Raw genomic sequence first — 13,191 nt, 5'->3', positions numbered from 1 at the left:
CGCAGTCGACCGATGGCACGTGTAACTGCTTTGTCCCGAAGATGTGTCCCGCCGTGGAACCATGCGGCGCAACGGTGGACGAGTTCGGGGCGGAAACGATAGTTTAGGCAGCGAAGGATTCTGGCGCGTCTTGCGAATGGCGCGTGCGGCACATTTCTCGATCGACCATGGAGACCAGACAATGACCCGTCCTCAGCAGATTGCGCCGATGCCGTCGCGATTGCTTTTTGCGCTTGGCGCGATCCTCACGCTGGTTCTCGCCGCAACCGCGACGGCGAACGCGCAGGGGCTGGTGCAGGGCGTACAGCAGGGCGCGCGGGAGGGTAACAAGGCTGCCGGTCCGGTCGGCGGTGTGCTGGGCGGCGCGATCGGCGGCGTCGTCGGCGTGGTCAGCGGCGTTACCGGCGTCCTGACCGGGGGTAACAACAAGGGCGGACAGACGCCAGCGGCAAAGGATGCCAAGCAGGGCGAGGCTCCCAAGCAGGGCGAGGCCTCCAAGCAGGGTGAGGCCTCCAAGCAAGGTGAGTCTTCCAAGCAGGGCGACACCGCGAAGCCGGCGAAGGGGAGCAAGGCCGCGAAGGCCGCCAAGCAGCAACAACAGCAGGCCGCCGTCCTCACCCAGGCCGGCGCGCCGCAAATGACGGCCGAACAGATCGTCGCCAGTAGCGACGCCAATATCGAGCGGATCAAGAAGGAGCTAAACCTCACGCCCGAACAGGAAAAGCATTGGGCCGGGTTCAACAGTGCGATGCACTATCTCGGTCATAATGGCGCCGATCGCCTCAACCTGCGTGTGGCGCGCGCCAAGCGCGATCCTCCCGATGACATCATCGAGCAGATGCGCAATGAGGCCCAGTTCCTCAACGATCGCGCCGTCGATCAGCGCAACGTAGCTGATGCGGCCGACCCTCTGTTTGCCAGTCTGAACGACAAGCAAAAGACGATTTTTATTCAGGAAATGGTCAATCTGAGCCACGAGCGCGGGCTCGACTAGCGGGCTCCGCCGGACGAATAGCCGGGTACGCAGGCCCTGGGGTAGGTTGAAAGGCGCGGCACCCGGCTACTCTGCCGCAGCGGCGCGGCTTCTCCCAATCTCATTGCAATGATGATGAAACCCTGACGGACTCGCGCCTTAGTGATGGCTGACTTGAGGCGTTGTCGGGAACTTCATTCTTTGACGGGTAGTGTTGCACCTCCACATCAGGTGCACGCGGTATGAAAGTGCCGCAATCGCCCAATTCGGCCGGCATGGTGCGGCCGAATTGGGTTCCGTTCTTCCCGCCGAATCAGGCTTCAGCTTTTCGGGAAGTTCAATTCGACGCCGACGCCATCGGGATCGTAGAGGAAGAACTGCGTATCGCCGGTGCGCGGCACGATGCTCTCCCGGAATTTGACGCCTTTCGACTGCAAACGCTTGCGCACGCCCTCGACATCGCTCGCCGCAAAGGCGATGTGGTCAAGGCGACCGGTATCTTCGTACTTCTTCTCGGTGCCGCGCACCACGATGCCCTCGCGCGGTTTGCGCGTGCCCATCAGGTGTACCGTGGCGGTGCCGCCGGAATAGAGCCAGTAGCCGGGGAAATCGAGCGGCGGACGGTCGCCGTTCTCCAGACCCAGCACGTCGCAGTAGAAATCCTTGGTTCGCTCAAGGTCAGATGGTTCGATGGTGTAGTGCTGTAATCCGCCAAGTCCCATGGTCTTCTCCTAGACAAAGCTGAGGTCGGTATCGACGCCCATCATCCAGGCGCCGACGGTTTCAAAATGCCTGAGCTGGCCTTGCAGCTGCTGGGTTACGGTATGGATGTCGCGGAAGCGGCGCTCCAGCGGATGGTTCTCGAAGATCGCGGTGGCGCCTGCGGCGTTGTAGGCAAAGTCGACCGCCTCGCGCGCCTTGTGAATGGCGTTGGTCGAGGCCATGCGGATGTTCATGCGTTGCGCCACCGTGATGGTCGCCCCTGCGCTGAGGTCTTTCCAGATATCGGCCATCGACTGCAGCACGTAGCCACGTGCGGCGCGGAGATTGACTTCCGCCTGCGCGAGGTTGGATTGGACCACGGCATTGTCCCGCAACGACTGTCTTGTCCCGCGCGGCACCTTGGTGCGCATGGTCTCGACGAAATTGTCGAGCGCGGTGCGGGCGATGCCGCAGGCGACACCGGCAAAGCCGACCTGATAGCAGGTGTGGTTGCTCATGCGGTAGAGCGGTCCGCGCTCGCGGCATTCCCGGTCGAACTCGCGCGTAATCGAATGGTCGGCGCGCACGAAAAAATCGTTGAGCGCGAACTGGTCGCTCGCGGTGCCGCGCAGGCCAACGGTGTTCCAGATGTCGGTCCACTCGACGTCCTCGGAGCGTACCAGCATGGTGCGCTCGAGCGGGGCGCCGTTGGCGTCGTATTTGAGTGAACCGTCGGCTGTGTAGATCGGGCAGTGCGCGCCGAGCCAGGTCGCGTGCCGGCCGCCGGACGCAAAGGACCACGCGCCGGTCACCCTGTAGCCGCCCTCGCATTCGACCGCGCGAACCCTGGGGCCGGGCCCCCACGCCAGCACCGCGCGCGGATCGCCGAAGATCGCCTGCGCTACCGGCAGGTCGAGATAGGCCGCCGACATCGCGCACCCGCCGGCCTGGCTGAGGCACCAGGCGGTGGAGGCGTCCGCTTTGGCAATGGTTTCGATGACGTGGAAAAAAGTCACGGGATCGGTCTCGATTCCATTGGTCGCGCGAGGCAGCAACAGCCTGAACAATTGCGCATCGTGCAGCTTCTCGAGCAGCGCGGGCGGTAGCCGGCGCGTGGTCTCGATGTCGTCGGAAGCCGCCGCGACATCGGCGCGAACGGCTTCGGCGCGGGCGATCACCGTCAGGTCGCCCGCCAGATCGGCAGAAGTCGCAATCATTGTATTCAAGATTATGCCTGCCGAACTCTTGCTGTCGATAGATCCAGGCCGTCCGCCAAGTCCCTGTCGATCTGCTCGATCGACTTGCCCCTGGTTTCGAAGCCGATGAAATAATACACGATCCCGGCCATCAGGAACCAGCAACCGAGATAAACGAAGGCTGTCGGAATCTGCGTCATCGGCACGTCGGGCTTGAGGTAGTTGTTGGAGCCCACGATCAAGGCAAGCCCGACTGGTCCGAGGATCTTGCCAATGCCGCCAAAGCCATAGGCCGAGCCCATGCCGGTCGTTCGCAGATGCGAAGGCCAGACCTCGGCCGCATAAGGGCCGACAATGGCAAAGCCGCCATCGGCAAAGAAGAAGGTCACCGCGAGGATCAGCCAGAACGCCGACAGGCCGAACAGTGTTGCATCGTAATTGTATCCGGCCACGATGGTGAGGACGCCCGCGCCGATGCCCAATAGCCCTCCCGAGGTGCGACGCCCGAGCAACTCCGAGAAATAGGAGAAGGAGAGGCGGCCGAGAAAGCCGGACACGCTGAGCAGGATCATCATCCTGGCGGCTTCCTGCGGCGTGACCTTCAACAGCAGCACGAACAGCGACGGCGCCCAGAGCGTGATGCCGTAGACGCCGGTTTGCGCGCCGGCGTTGCCTAGCCAGGAGACCAGAAGGCTGCGCGGATATTTGAACAGATCGAACCAACTCGTTTTGATGATCGGCCCGGCATCGGCCGCGGTCGGCAGCGGGAGCGCGGACGGTTCCATCTGCAGCGCCCAAGCCAGCGACTTGCGCGCTTCCTCGTAACGGCCCTGGCGGCACAGCCAGCGCGGGCTCTCCGGCACCCAAAGCCGGACCAGCAGGACCAAAAGCGCCGGCAGCACGCCGATCGCAAACAACAGCCGCCACTGGTCGCTGCCCATCAAAGCTCCCAGCACGGCGCCGAGTCCGACGCCGAGCGGGATGACGCAGGTCACGATACCGCCGACCCACCCCCGCTTGGAAGAGGGCATGAATTCCTGCACCAGCGGAAGGTCGACGCAATAAAGCCCGCCGACGCCGGTGCCGACAAAGAAGCGCATGATGGCAAGATAGATCCAGCCATTGTCAGGCGTGAAGTACAGCAGGCCGGTGGCGATCGAGAAGTTCAGTACGGTGCCGATGAACACCATGCGCCGGCCGATCCGATCGGCGAGCCAACCCCATACATAGGCACCGATGATAGCGCCGATGCCGGAACTCATCAGCACGATGGCCGATTGCCCAAAGGTCAGTTTCCACGGCCCAATCAAGAAGGCCAGCACAAAGCCAATCAGGAAGTAATCGAAGAATTCGAGCGCATCGCCGATGATGGCGGCCATAAGGATCTTGATCTGGTTGCCAGTCAAACGCGTCCGGCGATCGAGTATCTCGAACATGGCGTCTTCCCCCGGCGCCTGTTCATTTTGATTATTCCGAGCGGGCGTCGCGCCTGCGCACCGCCTATCCCCAAAGGGTATCGCGTGGCCGCCGCGAACGACAAGCCCAGGGAGACGCGGGGCACGTCTGCGCAGAAGCGATAGAGTAGGTCACGCCGCCCCGCAAAAACCAGAGCACGAAAACAATTGTGCGAGCTGCTTGAATCATATGCAACCGTTCTGCAGGCCGCATCTTGTTCTGGCTTCCCCAGTAAGCGCTGCAGTGCACACGGCTGACTTATTTAAGATTTTGCTGTTAGCTGTTGCCGTTTGGGCGGCATCCGGGATGGGACGGGATGGAAGAGAAGCGAAAATATCCACGAACGGAGATAGAAGAGCCGGCCTATGTTTCGTCAGGCGGTTCCGTGATGCGCTGCGTCGTTCGAAATATCTCGCACGAGGGCGCGGCGATCGATGTCGAGAACGTCGCCTTCGTCCCGCAGCGCTTTCGCTTGGTGATGGCAAAGAATTCGTCGGTCGTGCATGAATGCAGGATCGCCTGGATCCAGAAAAACCGTATCGGTCTGACGTTCATAAACGTCGCGGAATAACCGCAACTGAACGAGGGGCGCTGAGCCCAATCCGGCAGGGATGGAGACGAGGGCACTTCCTAGAATTACTCGATCCTCAGCTTCGCATCGCTTACCACCTTGCTCCATTTTTCGATTTCCAGCTTGATGCGTGCGCCGAACTGATCCGGCGTATTCGCAACTGCCTTGAAGCCGAGCCCTGCGAGACGCTCCTTCACGTCGGGCTGGGTGACGGCCTTGGCTATTTCGCGATACAGCAAATCCACGATTTCCTTCGGCGTTCCAGTCGGCGCCACAATGCCGGTGAGCGTGTCGGCCTCCTGATCCTTGATGCCCTGTTCGGCGAAGGTCGGCACGTCAGGCATCCCGGCGGCCCGCTCGGCTGAGGCGACACCAAGCGCGCGCAGTTGTCCGCTCTGCACCGCTGAAAGGGCAGGCGGTAGCGCCGTGAAGGCGATCGGCGTATGTCCACCGATCGTTGCCTGGATCGCTGGCGCAGCGCCCGTGAAGGGCACGTGCACCAGGTCGAGCTTGAAAGCCAGCCGGAACAGCTCGCCCCCCAGATGCGGCGTCGAACCGACACCAGGACCGGCAAAGCTGTATTTGCCAGGATTGTCCCGGATGAGCTGAACCAGATCCGGCAGCGTTTTCGCCGGCACCTGCGGATTGACCACCACGACATTCGGAGAAACCGCGACCAGGGTGACCGGCGTGAAGTCCTTGATCGGGTCGTACGGCACCTTGGCGTAAAGACTGGGGTTTACGACGAAGCCGGTACTAATCACCATGATGGTGTAGCCATCGGGCGTCGCGCGCGCGACCTGGCCGGCCGCGGTGTTGCCGCCGGCGCCACCGATATTTTCAACGAAGAACTGATGGCCGAGACTATCGGAGAGTTTCTGCGCGACGAGCCGCGCGATTACATCGGTCGGTCCGCCGGCCGGGAACCCGACCACGACGCGCACCGGCTTGTTCGGATAACCTTGCGCTGTAGAGGCTGTGGCCCAGGCCAGCCCCCCCATGACTGCGAGCAATACGCGCAAGACGGCAGCCATGGTATTTCCCCCAATATGTTTGTTGGGGTCATCTTCGGCGACCGCGCCGCGCTGGACAAGAGAAAAGCAGCGCCGCTCGCCCGTTACCTCTTCAGCAGCGGCTTGATCCGCTCTTCCAGTTCCTCGAACGGCATCGAGCCCTGCAGCCGCACGCCATTGAGAAAGAAGGTCGGCGTCGAGGTAACCTTCAACTCGCGAACCGCGTATTGCTGGTCGGCGGTCAGTTTGTCGAACTGTGTCTGGTCTTTCTCGCAGGTCTCGACGTCCTGTTCGCTCATTCCGTGCTGCTTGCCGACATACATCAGCGTATCCTTGGTTTGCGCCATCAGGCGGTCTTGCAGCTTGAACATGGTCTCGACCGCGCTAAGGTATTTTTCGGAATCGCCGTTGCCGATGCAGCGCGCCAGTATCGAAGCGGCGGCGGCCTTGATGTCGAGCGGAAATTCACGGAACACGAAACGCACCTTGCCGGTGTCGATATATTTCGACCGCAACATCGGGAACACGTTCTGGCCGAAGGCTGCGCAATGCGGGCAGCTTATCGACGAATATTCGGTAAGCGTGATCGGCGCTTTCGCAGACCCGATTGCGATGTCCGGCAGCGACACCGGTTTGGCGACCGCTGCGGCGATCGCGCTTTGCGCGATGGCTGCACCTGCAAAAGCCGGCGATGCGAGAGCGAGGAGGCCGGTGAGGGCGATGCGGTAACGAACGTTCAACGGCTACTCCGAAACGAACTGGCGAGAGCGAGCCGACTAGGGCGCCGCATATCGACATTTCTACCGGTTTTGAGGATCGAAAGCCACCTGACTGGCCGCGATCGGAGCCCACCGTGAATTGTTGGCAGGGAGCGCGAGCCAATCGGTAAATCGCCGGAGCGATCGGAGCCGATTTGGGATTTGCGGCATCCATAAAAATGCCCCGCAACGCGGTCTCTACGACCAGCGATGGCGGGGCAGTCTAGGAGAAAACGGCGAGATCGCCGAATGGTGCGGACTTCCTCGTCGCGCATCATATAGATTGATATTCTGATCGTTTGGCCGCGTTCGCATTGAGCTGGATCAAATTGCCGGCATGTGGGGTCTGAGAACGCGAACGACGCAAAAGCCGGGCGCGCAGGCCCGGCGGCTTAATTTGTCGCGGTCACTTTCATCACACGACGTCGTTCCATGTGTCCTTGCCGGGGGCCGGCGAATGGCCCGTCGAATGCTCGAACTCGTGATGGCCGGCCAGGTGTGTCACCTCGACGCAATCGGCGTTCAGACGTTCGTTGTCGACCAACCGCGCCGCCAATGCCAGCGCCTGGGATGGGCCGATCGACTGGACCTCGATCTGGCGCTGCAGGCACTTGAAGCTATGGCCGTCGGAGTTGCAGAGATCCTTGTAGAAGGAGACGCGATAATTGTTCATCTTGCCCTCCGTACTTCCGGTATTTTTGTCGCCCAGCTTACTCTCAGGCATCCATGTCTGCCAGCCGCTGGCGGTTGCGCAGCACGATTTGACGGGCACTCGAAAATGCCAGGACACCTTGGTCGCTGAGCTGTGAGAGCGCGCGCGAAACGGTTTCCAGCGTCAGGCCGAGATAGTCGCCGATGTCGCGGCGGCACATCGGCAGGGCCATCATGCCGGCCTTGGCGAGCCGACGGTCCATTTCCAGCAGGAAAGTGGCAACCTTTTCCATCGCGGTCTTGCGACCCAGAAGCAGCATGTGGTCTTCGGCGTGCCGGAGGTCACCTGCAGTCATGGTCCAGAGGTTATGGGCGACCTGGACATTCGATCCGGCGGCGGCTTCCAGGCTGCGGCGCTTCACCAGACGGACCGTGGTGTCGGCGATCGCTTCGGCCGTCAGGCGGTGGGTGGAGCCGGCATCGAGGCCGAACACGTCGCCGGGCAGATGGAACGCACCGATCTGGCGCCGTCCGTCGTTGAGCAGCTTGTAGGTGCGGACCGCACCGCGGACCACCTGATAGACATATTCGCAAGACTCGCCCTCGCCGTAGATTTCCTCATCCTTCCGGTAGGAAAACTCGGTGGCAATCACACCTGCGCAAGTCGCGATCACGTTGAACTGGTCGACGTTCGGAACAGCCTGGGCGCGCGGGGCGGGGAAAACCTTGGCTGCGGGGACTGTCGGGGCGGTGATCGTCTGGGTGAGCATTTGCCATCTCCTCGATGCGGGATGGCTTTGGTGTAACTGGGATTTTTGGTGCCCGATATTTCGGTCGATATCCTAAGGAGGAGCCCTTACGGGGTTTTACGGAGGCGAGCCTGCGGGGGTGTTTCAGGGCTGGCCCGTCGCGCTCGGCGTATCGATCGCCTTTCGAACGCAGTCGATCAGATTGTCTTCGAGATTGGGTTTCAAAAGCACGTGGCGCACGCCGGCCGAGCTTGCTTTGGCCGAGATGTTTTCGTCCGGATAACCCGTGATCAGAATGATCGGAGTGGACACCTCTAACCTTCGCAGCCGGAGGGCCAGTTCCAGACCGTCGAGTTCCGCCATCTTGTAGTCAACGACCAGACAATCCGCGCGGTTTCGGTTGGAAGATCCCAGCAACGCGTTCCCGCTGCGGAACGTGCGGACGTCGAATCCTTCGGTCTCCAGCAGAAATCGCAGCGATGTCCGGACGTCGTAGTCGTCATCGATGACGTAAATCATCGATTTCTTTGGCGAAAGGCTGACGTTGGCTTCGCCGCCGGCGCTGGTTCGGGTGTCGGTCATCCCGACAAAATAGAGGTTTATCCAGCCCTCGACTTGACTTGGCTCAATCTTCGACGATGCCGGCCCTGATCGCAAACCGCACCAGCTCGGAAAGGTTACCGGCCTGCATCTTGGTCATTACATTCGCCCGGTAAACTTCCACCGTGCGCGGGCTGATATCGTATTCCCGGGCGATGGCCTTGTTCGATTGGCCGGTCACCAGCCCCTGCATTACCTGGCGTTCGCGCTGGGTAAGGCTGGCGACGCGGGCAGCCATATCGGCTGCTACCGCTTCGCTTTTCGAGCCGCTCTCGCTTCCCGCGAGCGCAGTATGGATCATGCCGATCAGCCGGTCATCCTCGAACGGCTTCTCGAGAAAATCGAGCGCGCCAAGCTTCATCGCCTCTACGGCGAGGGGGACATCGCCGTGGCCGGTCATGACGATCACGGGGAGCTTTCGCGGGCCCGAGCTCAACCGACGCAGCAGCTCCATGCCGTCGATGCCCGGCATGCGCACGTCCGTGACCACGCAGCCGGTCTCCAGGTTCGCAAGCTCGTTCAGGAAGCCTTGCGCGGAATCGAAAAGACGTACGTTGAACCCGGCCGAGCCCAGCAGGAAATCCAGCGAGTCGCGCATCGCCGGATCGTCGTCGATGACATAAACTTTAGCGCTCGGCGGCATCGATCAAATCCTTGGTGGGCGCCGCTGGCAGCGTGAAACGGAACGTCGCACCGCCGGACCCGTTGGTTTCGGCCCACATCCGGCCGCCGTGGGTTTCGATGATGGTGCGACTGATGGAAAGGCCGACGCCCATGCCGGTCTCCTTCGTCGTGAAAAAGGGCTGAAAAAGGTTCGCAAGCGCACTCCCTGCGAAGCCCGGCCCGGTGTCGGCAACGGCAATTTCGATCATATCATCTGCGGCCTTGATGTTTGAGGCAATCAGCTCACGATGTGTCGAGACAGCCATCGCTTCCAGCGCATTGCGGAACAGGTTGACCAGGACCTGCTGAATCTGGACCCTGTCAGCCACCACCAGATCGCACGTCGGATCCAGGTTGAAGCGCAGAAACACGCCCTGTTCGCGGGCGCCGGTGAGCCCGAGCGCGCCGGCCTCTTCGATCATTTTTGAAAGACTCTCGACGCGCATCTCGGACGCGTCGCGCGCGACGAAATTGCGCAATCGCCGGATGATGTCGCCGGCGCGGATCGCCTGCTCGGCGGCGCGATCGAGCGCCACTTGGATCTTCGGCGCGTTGGCGTCGGTGCTATCAGCCAGCAGGCGGCGCGATCCCTTCATGTAATTGCTGATCGCCGACAGCGGCTGATTGAGTTCGTGGGCGAGGGCGGAAGCCATCTCGCCCATCGCGCTCAGACGCGAGACGTGGACGAGTTCGGATTGCAGTTCCTGCAGCCGTGCCTGGGTCTGTTGCTGTTCGGTGAGATCGCGGACGAAGCCTGTAAAGAACGGCTTTCCCCCTGAATGCATCTCGCCGATGGTGAGGTGCATCGGAAATGTCGTGCCGTCCTTGCGCATGCCGGTGACGATACGCCCGATGCCGATGATGCGCCGTTCGCCCGTCTTCAGGTAGCGCGCGAGGTAGCCGTCGTGGCGACTGCGATCCGGCTCCGGCATCAGCGCGCTGATGTTCTTTCCGATCGCCTCGTGTTCGCTGTATCCGAACTGACGTTCGGCAGCGCTGGAAAAGAACTGCATGATGCCATGCTCGTCGATCACGATCATCGCATCCGGGATCGTGTCCAGGATCGAGCGAAAGTGCCTCTCGCTGGTCCTGACGTCGTCCTCCAGACGTTTCTCGTGGTTGATGTCGATCATGACGCCACTGAGCCGAACGGGAGCGCCATCGGGACCATTGATGGTCGTGCCGACGGCACGCACCCAATGACCCTCATCCGAATCCCGGTGCAGCCGGTACTGAACGTCGAAATTGCACCCGGTATCGATCGACTCCTGCACGGCTCTCGCCGCGCGATCGCGATCCTGCGCATCGAGCAGGGAAAGAAAGACGTCGAAGTCGACAGGCGCGTCCGATCTGACGCCGAAGAGCTTGCGGGTGGCGGTGGACCAGCTCAACGTCCGGGTCGACAATTCGAGGTCCCAGGCGCCGACGCCCGATCTTTCGGCGCCGCTGCGTGCGTTCTGGCCGAGCGGGTCTTGATCTCGAAAGGGGCGGTCGGGGTCGATCATGCTTCGCCTTGCAGGCTGCGGTTGCTTATCAGATACCGCATTAAATCGGGCGTGTGAAATAGCGACGCCGCGAAGTCAAAAACTGCTTATATCTAGTTGATATAAATACGATTTTGTTGAACCGCCAGCGCCGCATCCCACAGCGTCCTTGGCACTGCGGACGTCTTGCAAGAGTCAAGCTGGATTCTTGATCTAGGTCAGCTTCGAAGCGAAGTGGAGCACTAGGATGCTGCTGTGTGTGGCTACGCCCACACGGCATTTCGCCCCAGGGCTTGGAGCAGGTTATGGACTACAAAACCGTCATGGTCGGTCTGGCGCTGGATCGGCCCAACGATGCCTGCCTTCGGGTGGCCGGAGATATCGCCGAACGATTCGGCGCGCGGATCATCGGCGTTGCCGCCTCGGACCTCAGGCCGCCAATGTATTTCGCCGATGGCGATTTTGCGCAAAAGCTCCTCGATGAAGAGGCCGCGGCCATCGAGAGACGGCTGTCGGAGCTGGAGACGGAGTTTCGCGCTTCGGTCGAGAAGCGTGCGACAGCGGTGGAGTGGCGTTCCGCCCGTTCGTTGCCGGTGCCCTACATGCTGCAGCAGGTGCGAGCCGCCGATATCCTCGTGATTGGCGCCCGCCCGGAGACCCTGGTCGATCCCAGCGCGGCTCCAGACCCGAGCGATCTGCTGATGCAGGCGGGGCGGCCGTTGATCGTTGTGCCATCAGCGGTGGAATGGCTCGATCTGAGAAGCGTCCTGGTCGCCTGGAAGGACGTGCGCGAAGCGCGCCGGGCCGTATTCGATGCGCTGCCGATTTTGGCTGCCGCAAAGGAAGTCACGATTGCGGAAATTCCCGAGCAGGACGGCCGCCACGCGGATGCGTTGTCGCGTGTTGGCGACGTGGCGGCGTGGCTGCGCGGTCACGGCATCGTGGCGAATACCGTCGTTCCCGAAAAGGCCGGCAGCGTGAACGGGCAGCTGGAAAACATCGCCGCCAATGTCGGAGCGGGTGCCGTGATTGCCGGCGCCTATGGCCATTCGCGCTTCCGTGAATGGGTGCTCAGCGGCGTTACACGCCACCTTGCAACCGAATCGCGCCGCTGCGCGTTCCTGTCCCGTTAACGATCACAAATGGTGAGGAACCCCCGTGCATAAATTTCTCGAAGCGACCGCCGGGCAATACATGACGCGCACGGTGAAGACGGTTACGCGCGACACCACCATGCGCGAGCTGCAGAAAATGTTCGAGGCCGATAATTTCAACTGCTATCCGGTCCGCGAAGGCGATGACATCGTCGGCGTCGTGAGTAATTTCGATTTCTTGAAATGCTTTGCGTTCAACCCCGGCCGCATGGTTCCGGCCTATGACGATCTGCTGTCGCGGATGGTGGTGGACGTGATGACGCCGGAATTCATCTATGTCGATCCGGCAACAAAGCTGAGCCGCGTCCTGCAGCTGATGGTGGACCACCGGATGAAGAGCCTCCCGGTGCTGGATGGCGAACAGCAGCTGGCCGGGATCATCGCGCGTGAGGACATCATGCGTGCGCTGACCGAGAGCACGCGCGGATAAGTCGCTCCGCGCGCTCGAAAGTGCCGGCGCCCGGTTAGCCGGCCCTTGCCATCTCGGCGTCTTCGGGCGATTCCAGATACATCCCGGACATGGTGTCGACCCAGCACAGATGGTCGTGAACTTTCCGCACGCCGGCCACGTTCTGCGCGGCAACCATGGCCGCCTGCCGTGAACGCTCCTCGGTGATGACGCCGCTGAGATGGACGATGCCGTCGCGCACGATGACATTGAGGCCAAACGGGCTCCAGTCGTTCTTCTCGATCGCAGCGATGATGCGGCTGCGGATGCGATCATCGTCGGCGGTCGGATCGGGGATTTCGCGGGCGAGGCCTGCGACGGCCTGCAGCAGGTTGGCGCGCGATACGATGCCGACGAGCTTGTCGCCCTTCATCACCGGCAGGCGCTTGACGCCGTTGGTTTCCATCGCGTTGACGATCTCTTCCAGCGTCGCATCTTCGGTGACGATGATAGGGTCGCCGGTCATGACCTCCGAAACCGTGCGGCCGTGCTCGTGAACGTAATCGGTTGCGGCTGCGCCGGCGCCCAGCAGGAATTTGAGCCAGCGGCCACGCTTGCGCTGGGTGCCGATCTCGCTGCGGCGAATGAAATCCCCCTCCGAGACGACCCCGACCAGCTTGCCGTTTGCATCGACCACCGGAAGCCCGCTGACATGGTACCGCAGCATGGTATCGGCAGCTTCGAGGATGGTGGCGTTGGGCGTGATCGAGATGACGGACCGGGTCATGATCTGATGGGCGCGCATGTGACGATCTCCTGTTCCACGTATCAAGA

The 13,191-nt window shown here is 61.7% G+C and carries 15 protein-coding genes; 4 read left to right on the top strand and 11 right to left on the bottom strand.

Features of this window, described 5'->3' with window-relative positions; all coding sequences use genetic code 11:
- Nucleotides 1-181 precede the first annotated feature (181 nt).
- The gene (locus ACPPVP_RS23515; RefSeq protein ID WP_426524886.1) at nt 182-994 is read left to right on the top strand and encodes a Spy/CpxP family protein refolding chaperone; all 813 of its coding nucleotides are present in this window, start codon (nt 182-184) and stop codon (nt 992-994) included.
- Between the two features lie 299 nt (nt 995-1,293).
- Here ACPPVP_RS23515 and ACPPVP_RS23510 read toward each other — a convergent pair whose 3' ends face one another.
- From ACPPVP_RS23510 to ACPPVP_RS23500, 3 genes are read right to left on the bottom strand one after another with little or no spacing between them, the layout of a single operon-like run.
- Nucleotides 1,294-1,695 (bottom strand): VOC family protein, encoded by a 402-nt coding sequence (locus ACPPVP_RS23510; RefSeq protein WP_426524884.1) that lies wholly within the window; start codon nt 1,693-1,695, stop codon nt 1,294-1,296.
- A gap of 9 nt (nt 1,696-1,704) precedes the next feature.
- The gene (locus ACPPVP_RS23505; protein ID WP_426538019.1) at nt 1,705-2,892 is read right to left on the bottom strand and encodes an acyl-CoA dehydrogenase family protein; all 1,188 of its coding nucleotides are present in this window, start codon (nt 2,890-2,892) and stop codon (nt 1,705-1,707) included.
- A gap of 11 nt (nt 2,893-2,903) precedes the next feature.
- Nucleotides 2,904-4,307, bottom strand: coding sequence for an MFS transporter (locus ACPPVP_RS23500; RefSeq protein WP_426524882.1), 1,404 nt, complete (start codon nt 4,305-4,307; stop codon nt 2,904-2,906).
- 335 nt (nt 4,308-4,642) lie between these two features.
- Here ACPPVP_RS23500 and ACPPVP_RS23495 point away from each other — a divergent pair, with 335 nt between their 5' ends.
- The gene (locus tag ACPPVP_RS23495) at nt 4,643-4,897 is read left to right on the top strand and encodes a PilZ domain-containing protein (protein WP_334387396.1); all 255 of its coding nucleotides are present in this window, start codon (nt 4,643-4,645) and stop codon (nt 4,895-4,897) included.
- 65 nt (nt 4,898-4,962) lie between these two features.
- Here ACPPVP_RS23495 and ACPPVP_RS23490 read toward each other — a convergent pair whose 3' ends face one another.
- From ACPPVP_RS23490 to fixL, 7 genes are all read right to left on the bottom strand, one after another.
- Nucleotides 4,963-5,931, bottom strand: coding sequence for a Bug family tripartite tricarboxylate transporter substrate binding protein (locus ACPPVP_RS23490; protein WP_426524879.1), 969 nt, complete (start codon nt 5,929-5,931; stop codon nt 4,963-4,965).
- Between the two features lie 83 nt (nt 5,932-6,014).
- Nucleotides 6,015-6,650, bottom strand: a complete 636-nt coding sequence (locus ACPPVP_RS23485) for a DsbA family protein (protein ID WP_426524877.1) — start codon at nt 6,648-6,650, stop codon at nt 6,015-6,017.
- Nucleotides 6,651-7,083: 433 nt separating this feature from the next.
- The gene (locus tag ACPPVP_RS23480; protein WP_426524875.1) at nt 7,084-7,341 is read right to left on the bottom strand and encodes a hypothetical protein; all 258 of its coding nucleotides are present in this window, start codon (nt 7,339-7,341) and stop codon (nt 7,084-7,086) included.
- A 43-nt stretch (nt 7,342-7,384) separates the two neighbouring features.
- Nucleotides 7,385-8,089, bottom strand: a complete 705-nt coding sequence (locus ACPPVP_RS23475; protein ID WP_426524873.1) for a helix-turn-helix domain-containing protein — start codon at nt 8,087-8,089, stop codon at nt 7,385-7,387.
- 123 nt (nt 8,090-8,212) lie between these two features.
- The gene (locus ACPPVP_RS23470; protein ID WP_426524871.1) at nt 8,213-8,650 is read right to left on the bottom strand and encodes a response regulator; all 438 of its coding nucleotides are present in this window, start codon (nt 8,648-8,650) and stop codon (nt 8,213-8,215) included.
- Between the two features lie 43 nt (nt 8,651-8,693).
- Nucleotides 8,694-9,311, bottom strand: coding sequence for a response regulator FixJ (gene fixJ, locus ACPPVP_RS23465; RefSeq protein WP_426524869.1), 618 nt, complete (start codon nt 9,309-9,311; stop codon nt 8,694-8,696).
- A complete protein-coding gene (gene fixL, locus ACPPVP_RS23460) occupies nt 9,295-10,836 on the bottom strand; it encodes a sensor protein FixL (protein ID WP_426524867.1) in 1,542 nt (513 codons plus the stop codon). The genes fixJ and fixL overlap by 17 nt, the downstream gene beginning before the upstream one ends.
- A 284-nt stretch (nt 10,837-11,120) precedes the next feature.
- Between fixL and ACPPVP_RS23455 the strand changes: the two genes are divergently transcribed.
- Both ACPPVP_RS23455 and ACPPVP_RS23450 read left to right on the top strand, forming a co-directional pair.
- Nucleotides 11,121-11,948 carry a universal stress protein gene (locus ACPPVP_RS23455; protein ID WP_426524865.1) on the top strand — a complete coding sequence of 276 codons (828 nt, stop codon included), beginning with the start codon at nt 11,121-11,123 and terminating at the stop codon, nt 11,946-11,948.
- A 25-nt stretch (nt 11,949-11,973) separates the two neighbouring features.
- Complete coding sequence (locus tag ACPPVP_RS23450; protein WP_426524863.1) at nt 11,974-12,399, top strand: CBS domain-containing protein; 426 nt, start codon at nt 11,974-11,976, stop codon at nt 12,397-12,399.
- 34 nt (nt 12,400-12,433) lie between these two features.
- Here the strand turns inward: ACPPVP_RS23450 and ACPPVP_RS23445 are convergent, their stop codons facing one another.
- Complete coding sequence (locus ACPPVP_RS23445; protein ID WP_426524861.1) at nt 12,434-13,162, bottom strand: CBS domain-containing protein; 729 nt, start codon at nt 13,160-13,162, stop codon at nt 12,434-12,436.
- Nucleotides 13,163-13,191 lie beyond the last annotated feature (29 nt).

Origin of the sequence: Bradyrhizobium sp. McL0615 (assembly GCF_049993905.1) — a bacterium.
Lineage (GTDB): Bacteria > Pseudomonadota > Alphaproteobacteria > Rhizobiales > Xanthobacteraceae > Bradyrhizobium.
The sequence above is the reverse complement of the archived record's forward strand: the minus strand, read 5'-3'. Positions and strand labels throughout refer to the sequence as shown.